The sequence below is a fragment of the Lentzea miocenica genome (genome assembly GCF_033949945.1).
GTDB classification, from domain to species: Bacteria; Actinomycetota; Actinomycetes; order Mycobacteriales; family Pseudonocardiaceae; genus Lentzea; species Lentzea miocenica.
Genome location: NZ_JAXAVW010000010.1, coordinates 92,326 through 118,683 on the forward strand (window position 1 = coordinate 92,326; position 26,358 = coordinate 118,683).

The 26,358-nt window shown below is 70.4% G+C and carries 15 protein-coding genes and 1 pseudogene; 3 read left to right on the forward strand and 13 right to left on the reverse strand.

Going from position 1 to position 26,358, the window contains the following annotated elements; all coding sequences use genetic code 11:
• Positions 1–2 precede the first annotated feature (2 nt).
• The 3 genes and pseudogenes from SK803_RS13940 to SK803_RS13950 form a co-directional block, all read right to left on the reverse strand.
• Positions 3–7,514, reverse strand: a pseudogene (locus SK803_RS13940) (amino acid adenylation domain-containing protein); the annotation flags it as partial.
• Positions 7,515–7,550: 36 nt separating this feature from the next.
• Positions 7,551–8,825, reverse strand: a complete 1,275-nt coding sequence (locus tag SK803_RS13945) for a serine hydrolase domain-containing protein (RefSeq protein WP_319966390.1) — start codon at positions 8,823–8,825, stop codon at positions 7,551–7,553.
• A gap of 509 nt (positions 8,826–9,334) precedes the next feature.
• Positions 9,335–10,759 (reverse strand): FAD-dependent monooxygenase, encoded by a 1,425-nt coding sequence (locus tag SK803_RS13950; protein WP_319966391.1) that lies wholly within the window; start codon positions 10,757–10,759, stop codon positions 9,335–9,337.
• A gap of 102 nt (positions 10,760–10,861) precedes the next feature.
• Here SK803_RS13950 and SK803_RS13955 point away from each other — a divergent pair, with 102 nt between their 5' ends.
• Positions 10,862–11,443 (forward strand): TetR/AcrR family transcriptional regulator, encoded by a 582-nt coding sequence (locus tag SK803_RS13955; protein ID WP_319966392.1) that lies wholly within the window; start codon positions 10,862–10,864, stop codon positions 11,441–11,443.
• Between the two features lie 43 nt (positions 11,444–11,486).
• Here SK803_RS13955 and SK803_RS13960 read toward each other — a convergent pair whose 3' ends face one another.
• The 3 genes from SK803_RS13960 to SK803_RS13970 form a co-directional block, all read right to left on the reverse strand.
• Positions 11,487–12,149, reverse strand: a complete 663-nt coding sequence (locus SK803_RS13960) for a carboxymuconolactone decarboxylase family protein (protein ID WP_319966393.1) — start codon at positions 12,147–12,149, stop codon at positions 11,487–11,489.
• A gap of 61 nt (positions 12,150–12,210) precedes the next feature.
• On the reverse strand, positions 12,211–13,029 hold the full coding sequence (locus SK803_RS13965) for an SDR family oxidoreductase (protein ID WP_319966394.1): 819 nt from the start codon (positions 13,027–13,029) through the stop codon (positions 12,211–12,213).
• Between the two features lie 16 nt (positions 13,030–13,045).
• Positions 13,046–13,501 carry an SAM-dependent methyltransferase gene (locus SK803_RS13970; protein WP_319966395.1) on the reverse strand — a complete coding sequence of 152 codons (456 nt, stop codon included), beginning with the start codon at positions 13,499–13,501 and terminating at the stop codon, positions 13,046–13,048.
• A gap of 131 nt (positions 13,502–13,632) precedes the next feature.
• Between SK803_RS13970 and SK803_RS13975 the strand changes: the two genes are divergently transcribed.
• Positions 13,633–16,341 carry an ATP-binding protein gene (locus tag SK803_RS13975; RefSeq protein WP_319966396.1) on the forward strand — a complete coding sequence of 903 codons (2,709 nt, stop codon included), beginning with the start codon at positions 13,633–13,635 and terminating at the stop codon, positions 16,339–16,341.
• Positions 16,342–16,354: 13 nt separating this feature from the next.
• Here SK803_RS13975 and SK803_RS13980 read toward each other — a convergent pair whose 3' ends face one another.
• Together SK803_RS13980 and SK803_RS13985 are read right to left on the reverse strand one after the other, a co-directional pair.
• Positions 16,355–17,323, reverse strand: coding sequence for an alpha/beta fold hydrolase (locus tag SK803_RS13980; protein ID WP_319966397.1), 969 nt, complete (start codon positions 17,321–17,323; stop codon positions 16,355–16,357).
• A 99-nt stretch (positions 17,324–17,422) separates the two neighbouring features.
• Positions 17,423–18,328: an alpha/beta hydrolase gene (locus SK803_RS13985; RefSeq protein WP_319966398.1), complete on the reverse strand. Its 906-nt coding sequence runs from the start codon at positions 18,326–18,328 to the stop codon at positions 17,423–17,425.
• A 94-nt stretch (positions 18,329–18,422) separates the two neighbouring features.
• On the opposite strand from SK803_RS13985, the gene SK803_RS13990 reads away from it, so the two are divergent.
• Entirely contained in the window at positions 18,423–19,148 is a 726-nt protein-coding gene (locus SK803_RS13990; RefSeq protein WP_319966399.1) for a TetR family transcriptional regulator, read from the forward strand.
• A gap of 189 nt (positions 19,149–19,337) precedes the next feature.
• Here SK803_RS13990 and SK803_RS13995 read toward each other — a convergent pair whose 3' ends face one another.
• The 5 genes from SK803_RS13995 to SK803_RS14015 form a co-directional block, all read right to left on the reverse strand.
• Positions 19,338–20,087 (reverse strand): GH12 family glycosyl hydrolase domain-containing protein, encoded by a 750-nt coding sequence (locus SK803_RS13995; protein ID WP_319966400.1) that lies wholly within the window; start codon positions 20,085–20,087, stop codon positions 19,338–19,340.
• Between the two features lie 277 nt (positions 20,088–20,364).
• Positions 20,365–22,728, reverse strand: coding sequence for an AMP-binding protein (locus SK803_RS14000; protein ID WP_319966401.1), 2,364 nt, complete (start codon positions 22,726–22,728; stop codon positions 20,365–20,367).
• Positions 22,725–23,726, reverse strand: coding sequence for an ABC transporter ATP-binding protein (locus SK803_RS14005; protein WP_319966402.1), 1,002 nt, complete (start codon positions 23,724–23,726; stop codon positions 22,725–22,727). Before SK803_RS14005 ends, SK803_RS14000 begins: the two co-directional genes overlap by 4 nt.
• Positions 23,723–25,183 (reverse strand): ABC transporter permease, encoded by a 1,461-nt coding sequence (locus SK803_RS14010; protein ID WP_319966403.1) that lies wholly within the window; start codon positions 25,181–25,183, stop codon positions 23,723–23,725. Before SK803_RS14010 ends, SK803_RS14005 begins: the two co-directional genes overlap by 4 nt.
• A gap of 56 nt (positions 25,184–25,239) precedes the next feature.
• Positions 25,240–26,250 carry an iron ABC transporter substrate-binding protein gene (locus SK803_RS14015; protein WP_319966404.1) on the reverse strand — a complete coding sequence of 337 codons (1,011 nt, stop codon included), beginning with the start codon at positions 26,248–26,250 and terminating at the stop codon, positions 25,240–25,242.
• Positions 26,251–26,358: the final 108 nt, after the last annotated feature.

Here is a 26,358-nt window from a genome sequence, read left to right on the forward strand (position 1 = left end):
CCTCAGAGTTCGTTGAGGGAAGCGGTGTGCTCGAGCTCGCGCAGGATCAGTTCCTCGACGAGGTCGGCAAGTGCGGCGACGGTGCGTGCGGACAGCACGTCGCGTGGGCTCAGTTCGACGCCGAACGCGTCGCGCAGCAGCGAGGTGACGTGCATGCCGCGGATGGAGTCACCGCCCAGTGCGAAGAAGTCGTCCTCGGCACCGACACGGTCGACACCGAGCACCTGCGCCCAGACGGAGGCGACGGCCTCCTCGGCCGGCGTGCGCGGCGGGACGTGCTCGGCCGCTGTCCACTCGGGATCGGGCAGGGCGCGCCGGTCGAGCTTGCCGTTGGGACTCAACGGGAACTCATCCAGCCGCACGATCGCGGACGGCACCATGTAGTCCGGCAGCGCGGCCTCAGCGGCCTTGCGCAACGCGTCCACGTCCGGCGTCCTGACGTAGGCGACGATCCGTTCGTCCCGTACGACCACGACGGCGTCGCCCAGCACGGCCTCGATCTCGCCGAGCTCCACGCGCAGGCCGCGGATCTTCACCTGGTGGTCGGTGCGTCCGAGGTACTCGACGGAGCCGTCGGACCGCCACCGGGCGAGGTCACCGGTGCGGTACATGCGCGTGCCCGCCGGACCGAACGGATCGGCGACGAACCTCCCGGCCGTGAGTCCCGGCCGGTTCAGGTAACCGCGGGCCAGCTGGACGCCCGCCAGGTACAGCTCGCCCGGCACACCCGGCGGCACCGGCCGCAGTTCGGGGTCGAGCACGCGCAGTGCGGTGTTCCACACCGGCCTGCCGATCGGCACGACGTCCGCGCCAGGACAGGTCACCCAGCTCGTGACGTCCACGGACGCCTCGGTCGGCCCGTACAGGTTGTGCAGCGGCACGTCGATCGTCTCGTACCAGGCCCGCACCAGGTCCGGCGGCAGTGCCTCGCCGCTGCACAGCACCCGCCGCAACCCCGTGCAGCCCTTGGCGGCGGGCTCGCGCAGGAACGCTCGCAACATCGACGGCACGAAGTGCACGGTCGTGATCGACTCGCGCTGGACGAGGTCGGCCAGGTACGCCGGATCGCGGTGGCCCTCCGGCTTGGCCACGACCAGCGTGGCACCGGCGATCAGCGGCCAGAAGAACTCCCAGACCGAGACGTCGAAGCTCGCCGGTGTCTTCTGCAGCACCCGGTCGTCCGGGGTGAGCCCGTACTCGTGCTGTGTCCACAACAGACGGTTGACGACGCCCCGGTGCGGCACGACCACGGCCTTGGGCCTGCCCGTCGAGCCGGACGTGTAGATCACGTAGGCCGGGTGGTCCGGTGTCAGGACGATCTCGGGCGCGGTGGCCGGGTAGCCGGAGGCGTCGAGCGGTGCGTCGATCACGAGCACCGGGGCGGCGTCATCGGTCATGAACGCGACGCGTTCGGCCGGCAGTTCGGCGTCGATCGGGAGGTACGCCGCACCCGCCTTGAGCACGGCCAGCAGCGTCACGACCAGGTCGATCGACCGCGGCAGCGACACGGCGACCACGCGTTCCGGACCGGCGCCCTCGTCGATCAGCCGGTGTGCCAGGCGGTTCGCCCGCCGTTCCAGCTCCGCGCCGGTGATCGCCTCGCCCTCGAACCGCACGGCCTCTTCACCGTGGGGGGCCAGCAGATCCAGCAGGGTGCGGTCCGGCACCTCGTGCGCGGTGTCGTTCCACTCGACCAGCACCCGATGCCGTTCGGATGCCGTGAGCAGCGGCAGCGCACCGACCTGCCGGTCGGCGTCCTCGGCGATTCCGGTGAGCAGCACGCGGAGGTGGTCGCCGAGCCTGCGCGCCGTGGTCTCGTCGAACGCCGCCGGGTCGTACCCGAGCAGCACGGTCAGCTCGGTGTCCGGGTAGACCGTGGCGCTGAGCGGGAAGTTCGTCGTCTCCACGGCTCGCAGGTCGCGCAGTGGCAGTCCCTGCGCCGGGTAGTTCTCGAACACCAGCACGCTGTCGAACAGGTTCACCCCGCCCTCGACGCCGCTCCAGGCGCGCAGGTCGGTCAGCGGCGCGTGCTCGAACCGCCGCGCCTCGACCTGCGCCTGCTGGAGGCCGCGCAGCCACGCCGCGACGGGCGCGCGGTCGTCCACGGCCACGCGCACCGGCAGGGTGTTGATGAAGATCCCGGTGATGTCGTCGACGCCCGGCAGATCGGCGGGCCTGCCGGACACGGTGGCGCCGAAGCACACGTCGTCCCGTCCGCCGTAGCGGGCGAGCAGCACGGCCCACGCGCCCTGCACGACCGTTCCCGGTGTCAGCCGCTGCTCGCGGGCGAACGCGTACAACACCGCGGACTCCTCGGCGGACAACGAGATCCGCAGGTTCGCCGTGGTGCTGGAGTCGTGCTGTCCGGACGGTGTGCGGTCGAACGGCAGCGGCGTCGGCTCGGTGAAGTCGCCGAGCACCTCGCGCCAGTGCCGCTCGGCCGGCTCGTCGTCCTGGTGGTGCAGCCACTCGACGTAGTCGCGGAACGGCGGTCGTTCAGCCGGTTCGCCGAGAACGTCGGTCAGCACCTGGAAGACGCTCCAGCCGTCGAGCAGCACGTGGTGGAACGTCCACAACACCTGCACCTCGCCCTCTGGCAGGCGGGCCAGCGTCAGCCGCATCAACGGCGCGGTCGCGAGGTCCATTCCTTCAGCCCGGTCGGACTCCAGCAACGCCCGCAGCAGTTCCTCGCGATCCCCGCGAGTCCAGTCCAGGTGGCGGATCGGCACCGGTGCGTGCGCGTGCACGACCTGCACCGGTTCCGGCACGCCCTCCCAGACCACGCTGCTGCGCAACACCGGTGTGCGGTCCACGACCCGTTGCCACGCGGCCGCGAGCTCGTCCGGGTCCGCGGTCACGACGAAGCTGGTCTGCTGCACGTACACGCCGTCGAGGGAGTGGAACACCATGCCCGCCTGCATCGGCGTGAGCGGGTAGACGTCCTCGACGTGCGGCAGCGCGATCCGGTCGCAGGCGGCCTGGTCCAGCCGGGCGAGCGGGAAGTCCGAGGGTGTGCGGCCGCCGGCGTCCGGCTGCGCGCAGTGGTGCGCGATGTCCCGCAACGCCACCAGCATCTCGTCCGCCAGCCGCGTGATCGTCGCCTCGTCGTGCAGTTCGGTGCTGTAGAACCAGGTCACTTCGAGCTGGTCACCCTCGACGCGGCTGACCACGTCGATGGCGTGCGGGCGTGGTGCGTCCGGGTCGGCGTCGAGGTCCATCCCGCGCTGGTCGCCGTCGAACCGGCCGAGGTGGTTGAACCCGACTTCCGGCGTGACGTCCGGCAGGCCTTCGCCGGTGAGGTACCGCAGGGCTCCGTAACCGATGCCGCGCCGGGGAACCGCCCGCAGCTGTTCCTTGACCGCCTTGAGCGTCTCGCCCCAGCCCGCTTCGGGCATGTCGAGGGCGACCGGGAACATCGAGGTGAACCAGCCAACCGTGCGGGACAGGTCGACGCCGTCGAACAGCTCCTCGCGGCCGTGGCCCTCCAGTGCGACGAGCACCCGCGGGGAACCGGTCCAGCCGCTCAGCATGCACCCGAGTGCGGCCAGGAGGACGTCGTTGACCTGTGTGCGGTACACCGGCGGCACCTCGCGCAGGACGCGCCGGGTGTCCTGTTCGGACAGTCGAACCGTGACAGCGCGCTGGGAAGCGGTGGTGCCGGTCTTGGAGCTGCCGCCGGTGAGCTGCTCCCAATGCGGTCGTTCGTCGTCGAACCCGCCCGCTCGGGCGTGGCCGACGAGCCGGTGTGCCCACTCGCGCAAGGAGGTCGTCTTCGGCGGCAACGGTTCGCCGCGGTAGGCGGCGCGCAGGTCCTCGGCGATGATCCGCCACGAGATGCCGTCCACGACGAGGTGGTGCGCGGACAACCTGACCTGGCGCGGCGCCACGATCTCGGTCTCCAGCCGCGAGTGCCCAGACGGCTCGATGCGCTGGCGCCAGCCGTCGTCGAACGCGTACCGCGTCCGCAGGGCGTCGTGGTGCGCCACCACCGTGCTGACGGCCCTGGCCAGCCGTTCGGCGTCGACGTCCTCGGCGAAGTCGAGCACCACGGACTGGTCGAACCGGCTCAGCCCGTCGTGGTGCTCGAAGAACCAGCGCTGGATCGGCGTGAGCGGCACATCTCCCGTGACCGTGCCCTGCTCCGCGCTCGTCCGCCCGGCGGACCTCACGCGAGGGGCCAGCTCGGCGATCGTCTGGTGCTGGAAGACATCGCGCGCGGTCAGGTGCAGACCGGCGGCCCGTGCCTTGGTGACGACGCTGATCGCGAGGATCGAGTCGCCGCCCAGCTCCAGGAACCCGTCGCGCACCCCGACCTGGCCGACGCCCAGCACCTCGGCGAACACGGAGGCGAGCACGGCCTCGACCGGTGTGCGCGGCGCGACGAACCGGGCGCGCTCGATCCGTGGTGCCGGTGGTTCCGGCAGGTTCGCGCGGTCGATCTCGTCGAGCACCACCCACGCCGACGGGATGAGGTAGTCCGGCAGCACCTGGCTCAGGACACCCTTGAGCTCCGCGGGATTCGCTCGCGTGACGTAGCCGACGAGCCGTCCGTCGTGCACCACCACGTGCGCGTCGTCGACTACCCGGTGCAGGACCTCCTCGACCACCGCCGGGTCGACGCGGAACCCGCGGACGCGAGCCACGTCCTCCGCCTCGCCCGCGAACTCGACGAGGTCCCGGTCCGGGTTCGCGGTGACGGCCTCGCACAATGCGACGAGGTCGTCGGCCATGCGCTCGATCGTGCTCGCGTCGAACAGATCGGTGTTGTACTCCAGCGTCAGCGTGAGGTCGTCGCCCTCACCACGGTTTTGGGCAGGCCAGAACTCGGTGACGAGGTCGAACCGCGCGGCCGGCCGTGGCAGCTCGACCTCCTCGGCTGCCAGGTCGCCGAAAGCGGTGCGCGTGAGCAGCGGCTGCTGGAGCGCGACGACGGCCTGCACCAGCGGCGTCCGGCTCGGATCGCGGTCTGGCCGCAGCTCTTCCACTAGCTGGTCGAACGGCACGTCGTCGTGAGCGAACGCCTCCAGCACCGTGTCACGCACCTGGTCCAGGTAGGCGGTGAACGGCTGCTCGGGGTCGAGCCACGTGCGCAGCACCAGCGTGTTGACGAAGAAGCCCGTGACGCCGTCCAGCTCCGCGCGGTCCCGTCCGGCGTTCACCGTGCCGATCGCGATGTCGCGCTGACCGCTGTGCCGAGCCATGATCACCTTCACCAGCGCGGTGAGTGTCATGAACAGCGTCGCGTCGTGTGCCCGGCCCAACGTGGTCAGCCGCTGCACGAGCCCGGCTCCCAGCCCGCGCCGCAGCACCGCGCCCGCCGTCGAGCGCAGTGGCGGCCGCACCCGGTCGGTGCGCAGGTCGAGCGGTTCGAGACCGTCGAGCTTGTGCCGCCAGTAGTCCACGCTGGGCATCGGCTGTTCCTGTTGCCACAGCGCGAAGTCCGGGTACTGCAGGCGCGGCGGTGGCAGCTGTTCGCCCGCGTAGAGCCTGGCCAGCTCGTCGAGCAGCACGGTGACCGAACGGCCGTCGGTGATGATGTGGTGCTGGCACAGCACGAGCACCTGGTCGCGGGTGAGCAGCGCCCGTGTCAGCGGTCCGGTGCGCAGGTCGAACGGCTTCGCCAGCTCGGCCTCCAGATCGTCGGCGAGCTCCAGCCGCACCGTGCCGTGCGGACTGATCACCTGGACGTCACCGTGGACGGTGGTGCGCAGCGCGTCGTGCCGGGCGACCAGCAGGTCGAGCGCGTGCTGCAGCCGGCTGAGGTCGAGCGAGCCGGTCAATCGCACGCCGACGGCGGTGTTGCTGTCCGGTCCTTCCGCGCCCTGGAGTCGCTTCTGCGTGCGGGACAGCGGCACCGGTTGCCCGCTGTGGGTCGGCCGGATCTCGGCGGGTTTGTCGTCCGGCAGCACTTCGGCCAGCGCCGCGACCGTGCGGTGCTCGAAGAGCGCGCGCAACGGCAGTCCGCCGCCCAGCAACGCCAGAGTGCGCATGGCCAGCACCGAGTCGCCGCCGAGCCGGAAGAAGTCGTCCTCTGGCCCAACCGCGTCGAGCCCGAGCACCTCGGCCCAGACCTGCGCGACCCGGTGTTCGGCCGGGGTGCGCGGGGCCGTGGCCGTCTCCGCGTGGCCCGACGGCTCGGGCAACGCCGACCGGTCGAGCTTGCCGTTGGGGCTCATGGGGAACGCGTCCAGGACGACGAACGCCGACGGCACCATGTGCTCGGGCAGCCTGGCGGCCACCAGCGCCCGCAGTTCGGCCCGGTCGGCCTCGCCGGTGACGTAGGCGACGAGTCGCTTGAGCCCCTGGTCGGCGCGCGCGACGACGACTGTCTCGCGCACACCGGGGTGGTCGCGCAGCACCGCCTCGATCTCACCGGGTTCGATGCGGAACCCGCGGATCTTCACCTGGTGGTCGGCACGCCCGACGAACTCGAGCACGCCGTCGCGCCACCGCACGACGTCTCCGGTGCGGTACAGGCGCCCCGGCCCGAAGGGGTTGGCGACGAACCGTTGCGCGGTGAGGCCCGGCCGGTCGAGGTAGCCGCGGGCGAGACCCGTGCCGGTGACGTACAGCTCTCCCTCGGCGGTCGGCCGCAGGTCGTCGTCCAGCACGTGGGCGACGGTGCCGGGGATCGGCGTGCCGATCGGCGGGCTGCCGCCGGGCGTGAGCGGCTCGCTCCACGTCGACACGACCGTGGACTCGGTCGGCCCGTAGGCGTTGATCATCCGGCGACCGGGCGCCCAGCGCTCGACCAGTTCGGGCGTGCAGGCGTCACCGCCGACGATCAGCGTGCGGAAGTCGGGCAGCGGCACTTCCGGCACGGTCGCCATGGCCACGGGCGGAATCAACGCGTGCGTGATCCTGTTGTCCCGCAGCACCTCCGCGAGCTGCTCGCCCAGCAGCGGGCCCTCCGGCGGCACGACCAGCGCGGCGCCGGACGGCAGCGCCATGCAGAGCTCCAGCACCGAGGCGTCGAAGCTGGGGGAGGAGAACTGCAGCACCCGGTCGCCCGGCCGCACCTGGAAGTGCTCGATCTCGGCGCTCGCGAAGTTCGCCAGCCCGGCGTGCGTGACGACCACGCCCTTCGGTCGTCCGGTCGAACCGGACGTGTAGATCACGTACGCCTGGTGCGCCGGGTCGACCTCGACCTCCGGGTCGCTGTCCGGCATCCCGCTCGTGTCCACCGCGGACTCGAGAGTGAGCAACGGTGCCGCGTCGCGCAGCATGAAGTCGATCCGCTCGGCGGGATAGGCGGGGTCGACGGGCAGGTAGGCGGCTCCTGCCTTCAGCACGGCGAGCTGCGCCACCACGATGTCGGCCGACCTCGGCATCCGCAGCGCCACGATCCGTTCGGGACCGGCCCCTCGCTCGCGCAACCACCACGCCAGCCGGTTGGCGCGGGCGTCCAGCTCCGCGTACGTGAGCGTGCCCGACGGCGCGATGACCGCGGGTGCGTGCGGGGACGACGCCACTCTGGCGCGGAACAGTGCCGTGAGGAACATGACGGGGAGAGGCCTTTCCGGGGGATCAGTCGCAAGGGACGGGAATGATCAGGCGACGCGGCGGGCGAGCCTGCCGCCCACCTGCAACCACCCGATGTCGCGGCCGGGGGAACCGCGCAGAAAACGTCCGGCTTGCGAAGTGTCACCGGTGTCGACGTCGCGCATTCGGAACCGCAGTCCGTCGTAGAGCGTCAACTCGGCGAACGGCTCACCGTCCACGACGAGTCGCAGCGGCGCATTCTCGCCCGGCAGCACCGAATACTCGGTATCGCCGTTGTAGAAACGACCGACGCAGCCCGGCGGCGTCGCCGCCACGCGTTCTCCCAGCTCGCGACAACCGTCGTAGTCACCGACGCCGAGCGCGCGCGCCAATTCGTGCCACATCGCGAATCCGGTGCTGCCATTCGTCGTGAGCGCGACTACGGCACCGCTTTCCGGATGCACGCGCAGGTGGCAGGACGTGCCGTCGCCCGTGCCGTCGTGGCCGAACCAGCCACCCTCGAACAACGCCACGCCGAGCCCCCAGGCGTCGGCCATCCCGAAGGGCTCCGCACCGTCCACGGGGGTCCGCATCTCACGCAGCTGGGCGTCCTCCACGAGCGTCGGCCCCTCGCCGGCGAGCATCCGCCCGAGCCGCACCAGGTCGATCGCACTGGCCGCGACGGCGCCGGCGGGCGCGTCCACGAGCGTGAGCGACTGGTGCACCGGCACGACCCGGTGCCGTTCGGGATTGACTGCGTGCCCCGGCACCGAGTCGTGCGCTCCGTCCGGCGCCACCACGAAGTGCGCCTCCACGCCCAGAGGCCGCAGCAACACCGACGACATGGCCTCCCACCAGCTCATACCCGTGACGACCTCGATCAGGTGCCCGGCGGCGCTGTACCCGATGTTCGAGTAGGAGAACCCGTCACCGGGCTCGTGCAACGGGTCGGCGCGGCGCAGGCACTCGGCCACGTGCTTGCTCAACGTCGACGCCGTGACCTCGTCCGAATCGGACGGCAGACCACCGGTGTGGCTCAACAGGTGCCGGACGGTGAGCCGTTCGCTCAGGCTCGCGGCAGCGGGCAGGTACTCGGCGAGCGGCTCGTCGAGATCGAGATCCCCGTCCGACACGAGGATCATCGCCAGCGCCGCCGTGAAGGTCTTGCTGACCGACCCCACCGGCACGCGCGCGACCCGCGTCATCGGCGGCCCGCCGGTGTGCTGGACGCCGAACTCGACCGCGCGGGTAATTCCGTCGCGGTGCACGGCGAGTTGAGCGCCCGGAATCAGATGGCGTCTGGCGTGTCTTTCCAACAATGGCTGGAGCTGGACTTCGTGCATGTTCCCTCGCAGTACAAGTCGACCCCCAGAGCGATTTCGTCCCACGCTTTGTGTCAGGACTCCGAAATCAGTTCGGTTAGTCCGTTCAGCGGTTCGTACGCTGTCAAATCATCATCACACCGTGGGACCGCCAAATGGAGCACGTCCTTGGAGTGCCCCCGATAAGACGCCCTCTTGCGGTCGCCGGTGACGCTCTGTTGTTGGCCGCCGGAGGGCAACCACTCGAACGGGTGGGTTTGGACTGAAACGTCTCGAAAACCGTCTCAAAATGACGTGTATTTTCGGAAAATGTTTCGGATACGTATCGTCACAGGTCGTCACGGACTGTGCGAATGTCGATATTTCGAGAATTCTGGATGCTGTGAAATGCGCAGAAGCGGGCGGGCTCGGTCCTGCACCGAGCCCGCCCGCTTCAACTCCACCCGTCCTGCGTCCTGCACCTGCTGGTCATCTGTGGGGCCACCGGCATGAGACGAGCGCGTCGGCGCGCGGTGTCCATCCGGTCGCACCTAGACGGCGACCGACTTGCCCGCCAGTGCCGCGAGTGCGTCCCGCAGCGCGGCCGGGTCCGGGGTGCCGGCGAAGACCTTCGCCACGTAGCCGTCTGGGCGGACGAGAACCGTGCCGGCGCCCGGTTCGGCGGGGGCCGCGACCCGCGCGCGATCTTCCCAGCCGGTGACGTCGCCCGTGCCCACCACCACGAAACGGCCGCCGCGCAGGGCTTCGTACAGCCGGGTGCCGTCGGCGAGGGCCACGTCGGGCATCCGGGTGCCGGTCAGCCGGTGCTCGCCGCCGGGGGCGCGGTAGCGGAAACCCAGCGCGGACAGCCTGCCCGTGAGCCTGCGGTGGATCGCCGGGACGCGCAGTGCGGTGCCGCCGACCAGGCCGCGAAGCGCACGCGCGAAGCGGGACCGCGCCATCGCCAGCCGGATCATCGTGCCGCTGATCCGCAGGACCTCCTCGCCGACCGGGTGGCGTTCCGCCTGGTAGGTGTCGAGCAGCGCGTCCGGGGCGCCGTGGAGCACCGCCGCCAGCTTCCAGCTCAGGTTCGCCGCGTCCTGCAGGCCCGTGTTCATGCCCATGCCGCCGGCGGGGGAGTGGACGTGTGCGGCGTCGCCCGCGAGGAACACGCGGCCCACGCGGTAGTGCGGCGCCTGTCGTTCGTCGCTGTGGAAGCGGGACAGCCAGCGGGCGTCGTGCATGCCGAAGTCGGTGCCCAGCGCCCGCTTGGTGATCGCGCGGACCTCGTCCAGCTCCAGCGGGGTGTCGTCGGTGACGTCGGTGCGCCGGTCCCACGCGAAGACCCGCCACCAGCCGTCACCGAACGGGGCGATGAACGTGAACTCCGAGCCGGAACCGTTGACGGTCAACGTGTCCGGCGGCGTCTCGCGCAGCCGCACGTCCGCCAGCATGATCGACTTCAGGACCGACTTGCCGGGGAACGGCTGGCCGAGCGCGTGGCGGACCGCGCTGTGGAAGCCGTCGGTGCCGACCACGTAGCCGGCGCGGTACGTGCCCCCGGTCGTGTCGACCTCGGCGCCGGTGGTGTCCTGGCGCACCGCGGTCACCGCCGCGTCGTACACGATCTCCACCCCGGCCTTGACCGCCCGCGCCAGCAGCGCCCGTTCCACGTTGTACTGCGGGGTCACCAGCATGTACGGGAACCGGCTCGGCAGGGTGCCGAGGTTCACGTGCACCCGGTCGAACAGCCGGATGTCGGTGACGCGCCCGGCTCCGGTGCGGTCCAGCTCCTCGACCAGCCCGCGGGCGTCGAGCATTTCCAGCGTGCGGGCGTGCACGGCGAACGCCCGCGACAGATTCGACACCTGGCCGTCCCGCTTCTCCAGCACTGTCACCGCGACACCGGCCTCGGCCAGGTCGCCCGCCAGCAGCAGTCCGGTGGGCCCGGCACCGACCACGATCACCTCGGACATGTCCGTCTCCCTCTGGTCAACAGTTGTTTGCCAACGCCTGTTGGCAAACCGTAGAACGGCTGGGCTCGACATGTCAACAGGCGTTGGCCTACAGTTGTTGGCATGACGGGCAGCACGGATACCACCAAGGCGCGCCGCTCCGACGCGACCAGGGCCGCGATCCTCACGGCCGCGCGGGAACGCTTCGCGGCGGACGGTTATGAGCGCGCGACGATCCGGGCGATCGCCGCCGACGCGCACATCGACCCGTCGATGGTCATGCGCTACTACGGCAACAAGGAGAAGCTGTTCGCCGCCGCCGCGGAGTTCGACCTGCGGCTACCGGACCTGACCGGGGTGCCGCGCGAGGAGATCGGGTCCCGGCTGACCGCCCACCTCGTCGACCGCTGGGAGCACGACGACACCCTCATGGCGCTGCTGCGGGCGGCGGTCACCAACCAGGCCGCGGCCGAGCGCATGCGCCAGCTCTTCGCGGCCCAGCTCGGGCCTGTGGTCGCGGCGCTGGTCGAGGACCGGGCCGAGGCCCCGGTGCGGGCCGGGCTGGTCGCCACGCAGGCACTGGGGTTCGCGCTGACCAGGTACGTGCTGTGCCTGCCGCCGGTCGTCGCGCTGGACCGGGCCGCGGTCGTGGCGTGGCTCGGCCCGACGATCCAGCGGTACCTGACCGGCGAGCAGGGGGAGTAGGCGTGCGCTGTCACTGACCGGCCTGCCCGCCCGGGAAGTTGCGTCAATCCTTGGCACTGCTGGGGAACAGGGCCGCCGCGGCTGCCCAGGCTCGGGAAAGCCCGAACTCGGCGAGACCGCGGAGCAGGTCGTGCAGGGTCTCCTCGGTGGCGCCGGCGGCCAGGGCCAGGTCGGCGTGCAGTCGCAACGACGTGTCGAGCGTCCGGTAGAAGACGTCGACGACCAGGCAGGCGATCGCCCGTTCCCGGACGCTGAGGTGCGGGCGGGCCCAGCGCCGCGTCAGCTGGTCCTCGGTGAACGCGGCCAGTCCTGGTGCCACGGCCGCCAGATCGCGGACCGCGTGGTTCAGCGGCCCGGACAGGGGTACCGGCGTGATCGGCTCGGTGTCCCGCGCTTCGGGCAGGCCGAGCTCGGTCAGGCGTTGGAAGGCGGTGACGACGATCGGGTAGCCCACGTAGGGAGCCAGGTGGCGGTAAAGCTCTCTGATCGATTCGGCGTCCACACCGTTGGCCATGGCCATCTGCAGGTGCATGGCCAACGGCAGATCCAGGTGAGGATGGCACAGGTCGGCGGTCAGGCAGATGAACGCCTTCTCGCGCATGGTGATGTGCGGCAGGCCCCACAGGTTGTGCCCGGCGCTGACGGCGTACTGGGCGAAGACGGGGTCGAGCGCGGTGAGAGCGTCGGCTCCGGCGAGGTGGGTCATGATGTGTCCTTTGTGGACAATGGGTGACGGATGGCGGGGCGGTTCCACGACCTTCTCCCGGTCAGGACAGGCCCAGCGCGCGCAGGCGCAGGCGGTCCAGCGCGTACTGGGGAACGATGCGGCCGAGAGTGCTCATGAGCCGCGACTTCTTGCCGACCGGGTATCGGGAGCGGGGCCTGCGCGCGGTCAAGGCGTGCAGCACGGCACGTGCGACCACGTCGGGGCTGGACCCCGAGCGCTCCTCCGCCAGCCCTGTGGTGACCATGGTGCGGTAGGCGGCGCCGTAAAGCCGCCTGCCCTCGGGGCCGAAGGTGGCCAGCCGGGGTTCGATCTCGTCAGCGAGTTTGTCCACCGCGTCGGTGTGGATCGAGCCGGGTTCGATGAGGACCGCCCTCACGCCGTGCGGCCTGACCTCCATGCGCAGCGCGTCGTTGAGCGACCGGATGGCGTGTTTGGAGGAACACAGCGGTCCGCCGAAGGGCAACGTGATCCAGCTGCCCACCGAGCCGACGGTGACCACTCGGCCGCGTGAGGCCCGCAGCATCGGCAGCATCGCCTGGGTGACAGCGATCTGACCGAAAACGTTGACCTCGTACTGGTGCCGCAGCGCGTCCAGCGGGACGAACTCGACCGGTCCGGTGACGCCGATGCCGGCGTTGTTGACGAGGGCGTCGAGGCGGCCGAGGCGTTCGGCGGCGGCGGTGATCTGACCGGCGTCGGTGACGTCCAGCCTGATCGGTGTGACCGTCGGGCCGAGTGCCTCCCCGTCGACGTCCTTGCGCACTCCCGCGTAGACGGTGAATCCCTCGCGGGCCAGCAGCAGGGCGCTGGCACGCCCGATTCCGGTGGAGGCACCGGTCACCAGCACGGTCTTCGACATCAGAAGTCCTTCCAGATCAGTAGTAGGCGCGCATCAGCTCGGTGGTCCAATCGGGCTGGACCGTCGCGCCCTGTGGGCCGAACTCGGCCATGTACGGCTTGATGTCCAGGACAGGGCTGCCGTCGACGGCGTCGAGCCCGCGCACGTGGAGGTCGAGGCCGCGCACGGCGAGCAGGCGGCAGCGGGAGACGCCCAGCAGGTTCGGCCGGTTCCTGCCGCGCTGCGCGAAGATGCCGACCTCGGGCCAGTCCGGGTTCCCGCGAGGGCGGCGCGCGGTGGTGGTGATCGTGGACGGGTCGACGAGGTGGAACCGGAACACGATCTCCAGGTGCGAGAACGCGTCCAGCCCGGCGAGGGCCTCGGGACCGAAGCGGTCGCCGTCGAGGCGGATCAGCGCCTGCTCGGTGTTCCAGTCGTCGTCGAACGACTCCGCGCGTCCGCCGACGACGCTTCCCACGGGGTGCAACGTCATGCCCTCCACGGCATTCCTCCACTGTTCAGGCGACTGGTCATGACCGTATGGCTCGCGGGCCCCGCGCCGGATCAGTCACCGCGACTGAAGTCCTGAGCACTTCCCACCGGCCGGTTGGGTAGGGTTCGTCCGTGATCGGACGGAATGCGGAGATCGCGCTCCTGTCTGGACTGATCGCCGAGTCGCGTGCCGGGCAGAGCAGGGCGGTCGTCGTGCACGGCGAGGCCGGAATCGGGAAGTCCGTGCTGCTGGCCGAAATCGCGGGCAGGGGAGCGGACGACCTGCGGGTGCTGCGGGCGATCGGTGTCGAGGCCGAGGCCGAACTGCCCTTCGCCGCCCTGCACCTGCTCCTGCTGCCGGCCAGGCACCTGATCGTCCGGCTTCCGGCCACGCAGAGACAGGCGTTGCACCGTGCGTTCGGCGAGGAGGAAGGGCCGCCACCGGACCGTTTTCTCGTCGGTCTGGCCGTGCTGACCCTGCTCGCGGATCTCGCCGAGGAGCGGCCGCTGCTGTGTCTCGTCGACGACGTGCACTGGGTGGACCGCGCGTCGCTGGACGCGCTGTTGTTCGCGGCACGGCGGCTGGCCGCCGAACGGATCACCATGATCTTCGCCGGCCGGGACGAGCACGAACCGGCGGCGCACGGCCTGGCGAACCTGCGGCTGTCCGCACTGAGCAGGGCCGACTGCGAGCGGCTGCTCGCCGAGCGCGCGGCAGAGCTCAGCCCGCACGAGCGCGACCGCGTGATCGAGGACGCCGACGGCAACCCGTTGGCACTTCTGCACTTCGCCGCCAACCTCACCGTCGAGCGGCAGTCCGGGCAGCCGGGGCTCTCCGCGGCGAAGCGGCTCGAGCAGTCGTTGCGCACCGCGATCCGGGGGCTTCCCGACCGCACCCGACTGCTGCTCCTGGTCGCCGCTGCCGAGGGGTCAGGCGACCTGCGGCTCGTGCTGAAGGCGGCGCAGGCGCTCGGCGCCGGGCCGGAAGACCTGGCATCCGCCGAAGACGCCGCTCTGATCGAGGTCTCCGACGACCGGCTGCGCTTCCACCACCCACTGATCAAGGCCGCGGCTCACCAGGAGGCGCCAGTCGCCCGGCGGGCCGCGGTGCACCGCGCTCTGGCGGATCTCCTCGACGGCGACGACCAGGCCGACCGCAGGGCCTGGCACCTGTCGGCCGCCGCCCTCGGACCCGACGAGACGCTCTCGGCCGTCCTGGCCGCCACCGGCAAGCGCGCCCAGGCACGTGGCGGCCTCGCCGCAGCCGCCAACGCCTACGAGCGAGCGGCACAGCTCACCGTCGAACCGGAACTGCGAGCCCGATGGCTGGCCGCGGCGGCAGAGGCGGCGCTCGACATCGGCCGGCTCTCCCAGGCCGCCGCCGTGACCGAGCGGGGACGCCGGCTGACCACCGATCCGGTGCTGCTGGCCCGGTTGGCGCACGTGCGCGCGGCGGTCGACTCCGAGCAGGGCGACCCGGCAACGGCCGCGCACACGCTGATCTCCGCCGCCGCGAACGTCGCACCGGCGGTGCCCTCCCAGGCGGCGTCCCTGCTGGCGACAGCCGCCGGGGAAGCCTGGTTCGCCGGGGACCACGACGCGCTCCGGCAGATCGCCGATCTCATCTCCACCGTCGAGTCCCACCTGGTTCCCGTGGCGACGGCGGTGCACGGCATGGAACGGGTCGCCGCCGGTGACCCGGCCGCGGGCCTGCCGCTGCTCCGTGCCGCCCTGCCGGTGGACCGGACCGCGGCGACCGACCGGGTCACCGGGACGTGGGCGGTGTTCAGCGCTCTGATGACCGGCGACGACGATGCGGCCTGCGAGCTGGCCGCCACCCTGGTGGACGCGTGCCGCGACCAAGGGCACATCGGGGCCCTGGCACACGCGCTGCAACTGCTCACCCAGGCGCGCATCCTGCGGGGCAGGTACGCCGAGGCGGCCGAGTCAGGGGCCGAAGCCTGGCAGATCGCCCACGACACCGGTCAGGCCGGGCGACTGCGGTATCTGCACGGCATCCTGGCGCGCCTGGCCGCGATCCGGGGCGAGGACGACGAGTGCCGCCGGCTCGCCGGGCTCGCGGAGGGCGCGGTCGGAGAGCGCCACGGGACCGGCTGGGGCAGGTGCGCGCTCGCGCTGCTCGACCTGGTGCGAGCCGGGAACGCGGCGGCGGCCGACCGGATCGCCCAGGTCCTGGACGGCCCGCTCGGACACACCGTGATCGCCACCTTCACGATCGCCGACCACGTCGAGGCCTGCGCGCGGCTGAACGAGCCGGCTCGGGCGTCCACGGCGTTCTCCCGGTTCGAGGCGTGGGCCGCTGCGAGCGGCCAGCCGTGGGCGGCGGCTGTCGTCCATCGTTGTCGCGCCCTGCTGGCCCCACCGGGCGAGGCCGAGACGCACTACCGCGCGGCGCTCGACCAGCACGCCCGAGGCGGGCGCCCCTTCGAACAGGCCAGGACCCGGCTCCTGTACGGCGAGTGGCTGCGGCGGACCCGGCGCCGCGCCGACGCCCGCGCGCAGTTGGGTGCCGCGCTGGAGGAGTTCGCCGCCCTGGGCGCCACGCCCTGGGCCGAGCGGACTCAGCGGGAACTCGTCGCGACAGGCACCCGCCTCGCCGTGCCGGACTCACAGAGCGCGGCACTCCACGCGCTGACGCCACAAGAGCTCCAGGTGGTGCGGCTGGCCGCGACCGGGGCCACGAACCGGCAGATCGGCGCGCAGCTCTTCCTCAGCCCCAGAACCGTGGGTTCCCACCTGTACCGGGCCTATCCCAAGCTGGGCGTCTCCTCGCGCGAGGAGCTGGCGGACATCGACCTCGGCTCGGCCGCACACCGGTGACCCGGCACCGGGGTCAGCCGGCGAGGAAGTCGACGAGCAGGGGGTTCACCCGGTCCGGATCGTCCTCGTGCACGTTGTGTCCCGCACCCGGAACCACTTTCACCTCCGCGCCGGGGATGCGCCGGCCGTACTCGTGGGCGTAGGAGGCAGGCAGCCACCGGTCGTCCTGTCCCCAGATCACGAGCGTGGCGGCGGTGATCCGCTCCAGTCCTCGGTCGGTGGGGCCGTAGTCCTGGCTGCGGACGAGGTCGACGAAGGCACTGCGTCGTTCTGGTTTGGACAGCCAGGCCCACGTTTCGTCGACCACTTCCGCTGTCACCCGTTCCTGATGGGCGAACGCCGAACGCAGACTTGTCTCGAAGTCCGCGCGCCGCATCAGCTTCACCGCGGCCTCACCCACCACCGGCACGTCGAAAACGGCCGTCTGCGCCGCCGGTTTCTTGTCCAGGCCGGGAGAGTCCATCAGCACGAGCTTGTCGACCCGTTCGGGATGACGCTCCGCGAAGGACAGACTCCAAGCACCACCCCACGAATGCCCGACCAGCGACGCCTTCCGCAGACCCACGGCGTCCAGGAACGCCCCGATGGCATCCGCCATGGCGGGGATCTCGTACGAGAAGCCCTCCGCCGCCTCCGTGTAGCCCTGGCTCGGCAGATCGACGGCGTAGACCGTGTGCGTCTCGGCCAGCGCCGGGATGGTGTCGCGGTAGGAGTGCTGCCACTGGGCTCCGCCCGCGATCAGCACGACCGGTGAGCCCTGTCCGGTTCTGGTGTAGTGGAAGCGCGCCACAGGGGTGTCGGCGTACAGGGACTGGACGCGGCTCAGGTACGGCGAACGATATCCGTCCACAGCGGACGGTTGCCACACGTAGGCGATGAACAACAACGCGGCCGTCACCACCGCGACCGTGCCCGCCAGCCACCTCGGCCAGCGTCGCCGGCGGGCGGGTCGTTCGGGCGAGGTCTCGTCAACTGCGACCATGATCTTCCTCGATCTCGGGGAGTGCTACGCAGAACTGGACGAGGCAGCACGGTCCGGCGTGACAGGTGCGCCGGATGATCCAGATCACCCGAAGTGGCTTCAGTCTTCTAGAAGCTGAAGGCAGCGCCGGAAGAAGCCGACCTGGTCCGTGAGAGCGCGCTCGCGCGTGGCCGGGTCGGTGTAGAAGGTGAAGTGGGAGCCCGGATAACTGCGCAACTCCCCGCGCGGCGCACGCTCGGCGAGCTTCCGGGTCGTCTCTACGGGTGTCTCGCGGTCATCGGCCGCGACGCAGACGAGCAGCGGCATGGTCAGCCGGGCGGCAGCCTCGTCCGGGTGGTAGCGCATCATGCCGAGCAATGCCCGCGGCGCGACGCTGTTGCGCCACAGGGAGGCCGCTTCACCACTGGTGAGCGCCTGGATGTGCTGCTCCGCCTCGACCGTGGCCGCGACCGCGAGCTCGCCGGGCCGGCCGACCATGGGGATGTAGTACGGCCGCAGGCCGGCCTTGCCGCGCAGCGCGTCCCAGCCGATGGCCCCCAGCAGCCGCAGGGTCTGCCACGTCGACCGCTCCTCCACGCGCTTGGGAAACCCGTTGAACGGGATCTGCGCCACGACCGCGACGACGTCGACGTCACCCGCGGCGACGGAGATGACGTGGGCACCGCCGAGCGAGTTGCCCCACAGCACGACGGCGCCGCTGTCGACCTGGTCGTGGTGACGCGCGAACGCGATCGCCGACCGCAGATCCTCCTGCTGGCCTTCGACGTCGACGAGCTGGCGCGGCTCGCCGGCGCTCTCCCCGAAGCCGCGGTAGTCGAACACGAGCGCGGCCATCCCTTCGGCGGCGAACCGCTCGGCGTGCGGGAACAGCCGGTCCATCGTCCCGCTGAACCCGTGGCACAGCACGACGCAGGGCAGCCTGCCGGCCGGTGCGGCCGGCAGGTAGAGGTATCCCGCGCAGGTGGTGCCGCAGGACTCGAACGTGACCTTGATCCGCTTGTACATGGCTCCACTCCCCAGCAGACTGACCTGTGGTCAGTATCCTAAGCAAGAATTTGACCATCGGTAAGTAGATGTCGCTGATATCCCGAGGAGCCGGATGAGCGCCACACCAGAACGGATCCTGGTGTCCGCACGCGCCCTGTTCGCCGAACGCGGCTACCGCGCCACCTCGATGCAGGCCATCGCGGATCAGGTCGGCATCACCAAGGCGGCGCTCTACTACCACTTCGCGTCGAAGGACGAACTCCTCCGCCATCTCACCCTGCCGCTGCTGGACGAACTGGAGGGCGCGCTCGGCGACGCCGAGGCGGCCGGTGACCCGGAAGCGGTGCGCTGGCGTGCCATCGAGGGCTACGTCGACGTCTACCTGCGCCACCGGGAAACGCTGCTGATGCTGGTCAGGGACATGACACTGCTGGTGCAGGCGCCGGTGGCGGACCGGTTCCGCGCGGCCATCGCCCTCGCCAACGACCTGGTCTGCGGCCCGCGGCGCAGCCTGGAAGGGCGGGTGCGGGCGGCGCAGGTGGTCGCGGGGCTGGGTGATCCGGTCGTGCTCTTCCTCGACGTGCCCCCCGAGCGGATCAAAAGCCTCATCCTCGACGGTGCGAGGGCTCTGCTGGAGCCTCCCGGTCCCGCGGCTACAGCTGAAAGTCCACGCCCTCGCGGGCTTCCACGAGGGCGAAGCGGAGGCCGGCCCGCGGTGCTGACGGACCCGCAGGCCGAGCAGGCCCGGGAGATGTACGCGGCCGGTCGTCCGGTGCCGGAGATAGCCGAAGAGCTCGGTGTCTCACGCGCCACCGTCTACCGCTGTCTCAAAACCTAGGGCTTTGATTTTGAAATCAATGTGCGGTCAGCAACTGGGGCGTGTTGCACCAGACGGACCGGTGGACGCGCCGCCGGTCGTGCTCGCCTCCGGGTTGGCCGGCGCGATCACCGAGTGGGACGCCGTGACCCGGCTGTTCACGTCCTCGGCACGGGTGCGTAGCCGTTCGTGTGGTCCTGTTCCCGCGGCTCAGCCGCTCACCGAGGCCGAGAAGTTGTCGACCGCCAGGCCGACACCGCCGTTCCAGGGCTCGAACCCGGCCTGGATGCTGGTCAGGTACCAGGAGCTCGTGATCGCACCGCGGGCGCGCACGTCGTTGATGAAGTCGAGCACGCTGAACGACCACGAGTTGATCGGCGACGGCGCGACGTAGGAGATGACGTTGTTGGAACCGTTGCTGCCGCGCCACACCTGCCAGCTGCGGCCGCCGATCGTGGTCGTGCCGACGGCGCTGCCGATGGGCTGGATCGAGCCCTGGCGGTTGAACCAGATCATGATCTCCATCTGGTTCACGCCGTTGGTCTTCGGCGTGGGGTCGAGCCAGATGTCGTACGAGGCGTTGTAGGTGCCGCCGGCGTACCGGTAGTTGATCGACGACGTGGCATTGCGGATCCGGCTGACCTGCATCGGCAGGGTGGAGCCGGGGGAGCAGTTGGTGTAGTGGCAGCCGAGGAACACCGACGGGTACGACACCGGCGCCCCGTTGGTCGGTGCCGAGCCCTGCTGGGTGGTGAGCTGGAAGCCCGATGACGTGACGTTGATGCATTGCTGCGCCGAGGTGCCCCACCGGTTGTTCTGGACCACGTAACGGCCCTGGATGGTGGTCGACCCGTACTGGTCGCAGATGGTCACATCGGCGTGAGCCGGACTCGCGGTCGCGACGAACGTGCTCGCGGCCAGCAGGCCGGCGGCGGCGACGGCACGGAGGGTCCTTCGCATGATGACTCCTGTGACAGGGATATGGGAGCGCTCCCAATGTACCCGGGTGTCAATGAGCGGGCAGGTTGTCGAATGAGTGCGTGCACGTGCCGGCAAAAACAGAGACAGCTGGTCGCGCGGGTTTCCGCCGCGTTCATCCCGCCTTTTTCGGGCTCGCACGAGCTGTCGAACACCACGTCGAATCGACGTCGAAGTAGCGATCACCGTGGAAATCGTCGCCTCACGCGGTCGAATGACTTCGTCGACAATGTGAGGCTCTACAACGAGGGTTTCCGCATCAGCGCGCCACTTTGATCGCCCGGTCGATTCCCAGCCACACCGTGCATCCCACCGCGATGCACACGACCCACACGATCGGCGACGGCACCTGTGGTTGCAGGTGCGGGAAGACGGCGTAGTGCGTGAGGTAGATGGCGAGTGACGCGCTGGCCAGCAGGCTCACCGGGGTGAGCAGCCCGCGCGGCACCGGTACGCGGGCCAGCGACAGCAGCACGATCACACCGGCGATCACGACGATCTCGCGCGAGAGATCCTCCATCCGGCCGGGAACCATCATGACCATCACCACCACGACGAGGCACTTCTGCCACAACGCGGGGGAGCGTTGAGCGAGCCAGCCGAGGGCGACGAACCAGGCTGCGCCCAGTGTGGTCATGTTGCGAGCGAAGAAATCGCCGTCGACGGTGAACCTCAGCGCCAGTGTCAGGCCGAGCATCACGAAAGCGAGTGCGTAGCCGTGCCGTTGTTCCCAACGCCGGATCGCCGGTATGGCGAAGACCAACGCACACAAGAGAAGAATGTGCACGACGACCTCGACGAACCAGTACCCGGCAGCGCCGACGCGGGTGAAGTTGTTGACCAGCAGGACGTTGTCGATGGTCACGTCGTCGGTGACAGCCATCCGGTAGACGAGCCAGAGCGAGGTCGGTACCGCTATGAACGCCGCCGCCCGCAGGATCCGCAGTGGATCGGCGGGCAGCAGGAAGCGGGCGAGGTTCCAGCCCGCGACCACGAGCAGCAGGTGCGCGCCGCCGAGCAGTTTGAAGAAACCGACGTGCGAGCCCACGATGAGCAGGATCGCCAACGCCCGCAGCACGATCGTGGTGTCGATTCGCGGGACACGGCGGTGTCTGACTCGTAGCCGCTCCAACGACGACACCGGCATCGTCGGCCACGATGACGGCAGGTCGCCGAGCAACCGTTGCAGCTGAACGGTCATCTGGACGTAGCGCAGCGAGTCGCCGCCCAACGAGTTGAAGGTCGCGTCGGACGGCACCGACCGCACACCGAGAACGGAGCTGAACACCTCGCGCACGGAGTTCGAGTCGCGTCCGGATGGTGCCGCGACGGCCTTGTAGTCGACTTTGCCGTTGGACAGCAACGGAATGGCGGTCACGGCGTAGGTGTGAACGGCGGTCGCGGGCAGGCCGGTCAGGGCGCGGATCAGCCTCATCGCGCGGTCCGCGTCGCCGAGCACCGCGACGACGAGGCCGCTGTCGTCGCCCGTGCAGGCCACGCGGAGGCCGTCGGCGGCGAGCGAGCGTTCGACCTGGTCCAGATCGACGCGCAGCCCGAACGGCTTCACGAACCGGTTCTTGCGGCCGGTCACCGAGAACAGGCCGTGGGATTCAACTCCCAGATCACCGGTTCGCAGCTCGAATGTCGTGCGTCCCAATGCCAGGTCTTCGGGCGTGTGGGCGTAGCCGAGCATCACGTTGGGGCCGCTGTAGACGAGTTCGCCGTCGTCGACGCGCAGCTTTCCACCGGGGATCGCGACACCGATCGCGGACGGGTGCGAGGCGGCGAGTTCAGGCGGAAGGTAGGCCATGCGCGCGGTGGCTTCGGTCTGGCCGTACATCACGAAGAACCGCCAGCCGCGCGCGGCGCCCAGTTCGGCGTACCGGACCACGTCCGCCGGGGCCAGCCGGCCGCCGGCCTGCGTCACGTAGCGCAGGCTCGGAAGGTCCATGGACTCGAAGCCGACGCCGTCCAGCAGCCTGAACGTGTGCGGCACTCCGTGCAGGCTGGTCACGCCGTGGGAACGCACAAGATCCCAGAACTCCGGCTCGATCACCGATCGTCCGGTGAGCACCAGCCCGGCTCCGCGTGCGAGGTTGCTGTTCACGACCGACAGCCCGTAGCAGTAGTGCAGCGGCAAGGACGTGACGGCGCGGTCCGTGTCCCGGATGTTGAGGTACGAGCCGATCGAGGCAGCGTTCGCGGCGAGGTTGTCCGCGCTCAGCCGCACCAGCTTCGGTGACCCGGTCGTGCCGGACGTCGACAGCAGCAGCGCCAGCTCGGGGTGCAGCGCGTGCACGGTGCCCTCGTGCCGTTCCGTCCACGAGCCCGAGATCACCACGTCCGGGTCGTAGGCGGAGGTCAGAGCGGGAATCTGCGCCGCGGACGCGAGAACGACCGGGTGCTTGCCGCGCAAGGCGGCGAGGTACGCCACGATCGAGTCGATGTCGTTCTCCGCGGCGAGCAGCACCAGCCGCCGCGTCGTGCCGAGCCGTTCCGCCGCGGAGCTCACCCGCTGGTCCAGCTCGTGATAGGTCAGCGAGCCGTCGGGTGTCACGAGGGCGAGCCGGTCACCGTGCTCCGCGAGACGATCAGAGAACCCGAGGTCCGCGGTGGCCGTCACGGTGTGCCCGCGAAGAACAGGACGGTCCCGTCGACCGACACCGAGACCGCATCTCCGGCCCGCACCGAGATTCGACCCTGAACGCGCGACCGCACCCGTGTGCCGTCGGCGAGCCGCAGCAGAACCGTCGCGTCGTGCCCGTGGAACAGCACGTCGTCCACAGTGGACGGAACGCCGGTGCTGCCGAGGATCAGCTGCTCTGGCCGCAACAACACCGTGCCGGGACCGTCACCGGACGTCGGCAACGTCCCGAGCGGTGTCTCCACCAGGCCGGAGCGGGCGACGCCGGCGAACGTCACCGCCTCGCCCACGAACAACGCCACCCCGAGGTCGGCAGGGGAGGCGTAGATCGTCTGCGGTCGGGCGAACTGCGCCACGGCGCCGTCTCGCAGCACCACCACGTGGTCCGCGATCCCCAGTGCTTCTTCCTGGTCGTGCGTCACGAGCAACGCCGTCGCGCCGGCCGCCTTCAACGTCGCGCGAACGTCAGCCCTCAGCTCCTCGCGCAGACCGGCGTCCAACGCCGAGAACGGCTCGTCGAGCAGTACGACGCCGGGCCGTGGTGCCAATGCGCGGGCCAGCGCCACCCGCTGCGCCTGGCCGCCGGAGAGCTGTGCGGGCATCCGCGAGCCGAACCCGCCCAGACCCACCAGGTCGAGCAGCTCTTCGACCCGGTCACCGCGCTCACCCCGGCTGAGCCCGAACCCGACGTTCCCCGCCACGCTCAAGTGCGGGAACAACGCGCCCTCCTGTGGCACGATCCCGATCCCGCGCCGCTCCGGCGGCACGTCGGAGGTCAGCTGCCGCTCGCCCAGCCACACCTCACCCGAGGCGATCGGGTGGAAGCCGGCGAGGACCCGCAGCAGCGTCGTCTTGCCGCACCCGGAAGGCCCGAGCACGGCGAGCAACCTGCCTTCCGGCACCTCGAAGTCGACCTCGCGCAGCACGGGTTCTCCGCCGTAGCCCGCGACCAGTCGCTTCACCGTCAGGCCGCTCATCGCTCACCTCCCGTATCGTCCTGGCGCAGGAACCGGTCCAGCACCACCGCGGGAATCGCCGCCACCACGAGCAGGACCGCCGCATAGGGCGCCGCCGCGGCGTACGCGGCGACTTCGGTGCGCGTCCACAGCTCGGTCGCCAGGGTGTCGACCCCGGTCGGCCGCAGCAGCAACGTCGCCGGCAACTCCTTGGCACACGTCAGGAACACCAGCGCGGTGCCGGCCAGGATCCCCGGCGCGGACAGCGGCAAGGTGACCCGCAGCCCTGTCCGCCAACGTCCGTGGCCGAGTGATCGCGAGACGTCCTCCAGCACCGGTGGTGCGTGCGCGACACCGGTGCGCACGGCTCCCACCGCCAGAGGCAGGAACAGCACCGCATACGCGAACGCGAGCATGGGAATGGTCTGGTACAGCGCAGGCGCGAACCTGATCCCGAAGAACACCAACGCCAGCCCGACGGTGATGCCCGGCAGCGCGTGCCCCGCGAAGCTGGCGAGCTCGACCCCCCTGGCGAGCCTGCCCTGGTGCCGCGCCGCCAGGATCCCCACCGGCAGTGCCAGCAACAGCGTCAGCACCGCGCCGAACGCCGACACCGCGACGGTGTTCCCGGCGGTCGCGAGCAGGTCGGCCACCTCGAACGTCGAGGTACCCGCCACCAGCCACCACACCAGGCTGACGACCGGCACCCCGAGCGTCAGGACGATCAACACCGCGGTGCCGGCCAGCGCGGGCACCCGAGCCCGGCCCAGTGACACGGTCAGCGGCTGACGACGACCGCGATGCGCGGTCATCCCGCGCGCCCTGCGCTCGCCGACGGTCAACGCGATGGCCAGCACCACCAGGACCAACCCGAGGACGGCGGCCGGTGTGCGGTCGAACGTCGCCCGGTAGCTGGTGTAGATGCCGAGGGTGAACGCCTCGTACCGCATCAGCGACACCGCGCCGAAGTCGCTCAGCACGTACAACGCCACCAGCAACCCGCCGGCGAGCGCCGCGGGCCGGATCTGCCGCAGCGTCACGGAGAAGAACACCTGACGGCTCGTCCTGCCGAGCGACCTGGCGACCTCCTCCACCGCCGGATCGGCCGTGCGCAACGCGGCGGCGACCGGCAGCAGCACGTACGGGTACGACACCAGCGTCAGCACCACGAACGCGCCCGCGAACCCGGTGAGCTCCGGCGCCACCGAGATCCAGGTGAACCCGGCGACGTACGACGGCACCGCGAGCGGCAGCACCAGCAGCACCCCGAAAGCCCGCCGCCCGACCAGATCCGAGCGGGTCACCAGCCACGCGCTGAGCACGCCCAGAACGAGGCACGCGGCCGTCACCGCCACCGCGAGCGAAAGACTGCGCAGTGCCAGTTCCGCGGTCCGGGTCCGTGCCAGCACGTCCCACACGACGCCCCCGCCGCGTTCGAACGAACGCACGGCCAAGTACGCCAGCGGCAGCACGGCCACCGCGGCGACGAGGAGCGACAGAGTGGTGAGAGCTGGGGCGACCCGGTGCCCGGGCCTCAGGACAACCCCGCTTCCTGCAACAGCTTCACCGTCTCCTGCAGCGACGACAGCTTGGAGAGGTCGATGTCGGGTGCCTGCAGGTCCGTGATGGGTGGCAGCTGGTGCTTGCCCGGCTTCACACCCGGATTGGCCGGGTACTCGGCGGTCTGGTCGGCGAAATGCCGCTGTGCCTGCTCGGACAACAGGAACCGCACAGCCTTCCGCGCGGCCTCGCTCTGGTTGGAGCCCTGGATGATCCCGACGCCGGCCACGTTGACCAGCGCGAGCGGGTCACCACCACCGGCCCGGTGCAGCCTGGCCTTGACGTTGGCCTCGCCGCCCTTCTCCGCGACCATGGCGTACCAGTAGTAGTGGTTGATCAGTCCAAAGGGGAGCTGGCCGTCGTCGACCGCCTTGAGGATGCCGTTGTTGTTGTCAAAGCGCTTCGGCTCGTTGGCGGCGAACTTCTTCAGCCAGTCCCTGGCGAAGTCCTCGCCCTTGAGCACGCGCACCGAAGTCACGAACGCCTGCCACGACCCGTTGGTGGGCGCGTAGCCGATCTTGCCTTTCCACTTCGGGTCGACGACCTCCTCGATCGACCCGGGCAGCTCGCCCTCGTCGACCACGCGGGGGTCGAAGGCGATCACGCGGGCTCGAGCGCTCGTCGCCACCCAACTCTTGTCACGCGCCTGGTAGTTCTCCGGCACCATGCCGAGCACGTCGGCGGGCAACTCGGCCAGCCTGCCCTGCGCCCCGACGGCGCCCAGCGCGCCGGCGTCCTGTGAGAAGAACAGGTCTGCCTCAGTGCCCTGGCCTTCTTCCAGCAGCTGCGCGGCCATTTCCCCGCTGCCGCCGTAGCGGACCTCGACATCGATTCCGACGGCGTCCTCGAGCTGGTTCAGGAGGGCTCCGACCAATTGTTCGTTCCGGCCGGAGTAAATGATCAGATCGTCTGCAGCACTGCAGGCGGTCAACGTCGACGCCAGCAGTGCTGCCACCAACGTCACGGTGCGTGCATGACGCCTCACCGGCGGTCCTCCTCGACTCACCCCAGGTCAGAACGGGCGTCGACAAGGTAAAGCTAACCTAAGGTGCCATTCAAGACGTGGATGCCATTACGTGATGCGACGACGGAC

Bases quoted from the DNA above. Each gene is read 5' to 3' on its own strand.
- SK803_RS13980 (WP_319966397.1), bottom strand. From the start codon at position 17,323: ATGGTCGCAGTTGACGAGACCTCGCCCGAACGACCCGCCCGCCGGCGA.
- SK803_RS13985 (WP_319966398.1), bottom strand. From the start codon at position 18,328: ATGTACAAGCGGATCAAGGTCACGTTCGAGTCCTGCGGCACCACCTGC.
- SK803_RS13970 (WP_319966395.1), bottom strand. From the start codon at position 13,501: ATGACGTTGCACCCCGTGGGAAGCGTCGTCGGCGGACGCGCGGAGTCG.
- SK803_RS13995 (WP_319966400.1), bottom strand. From the start codon at position 20,087: ATGCGAAGGACCCTCCGTGCCGTCGCCGCCGCCGGCCTGCTGGCCGCG.
- SK803_RS13945 (WP_319966390.1), bottom strand. From the start codon at position 8,825: ATGCACGAAGTCCAGCTCCAGCCATTGTTGGAAAGACACGCCAGACGC.
- SK803_RS13990 (WP_319966399.1), top strand. From the start codon at position 18,423: ATGAGCGCCACACCAGAACGGATCCTGGTGTCCGCACGCGCCCTGTTC.
- SK803_RS13950 (WP_319966391.1), bottom strand. From the start codon at position 10,759: ATGTCCGAGGTGATCGTGGTCGGTGCCGGGCCCACCGGACTGCTGCTG.
- SK803_RS13960 (WP_319966393.1), bottom strand. From the start codon at position 12,149: ATGACCCACCTCGCCGGAGCCGACGCTCTCACCGCGCTCGACCCCGTC.
- SK803_RS14005 (WP_319966402.1), bottom strand. From the start codon at position 23,726: ATGAGCGGCCTGACGGTGAAGCGACTGGTCGCGGGCTACGGCGGAGAA.
- SK803_RS13965 (WP_319966394.1), bottom strand. From the start codon at position 13,029: ATGTCGAAGACCGTGCTGGTGACCGGTGCCTCCACCGGAATCGGGCGT.
- SK803_RS13955 (WP_319966392.1), top strand. From the start codon at position 10,862: ATGACGGGCAGCACGGATACCACCAAGGCGCGCCGCTCCGACGCGACC.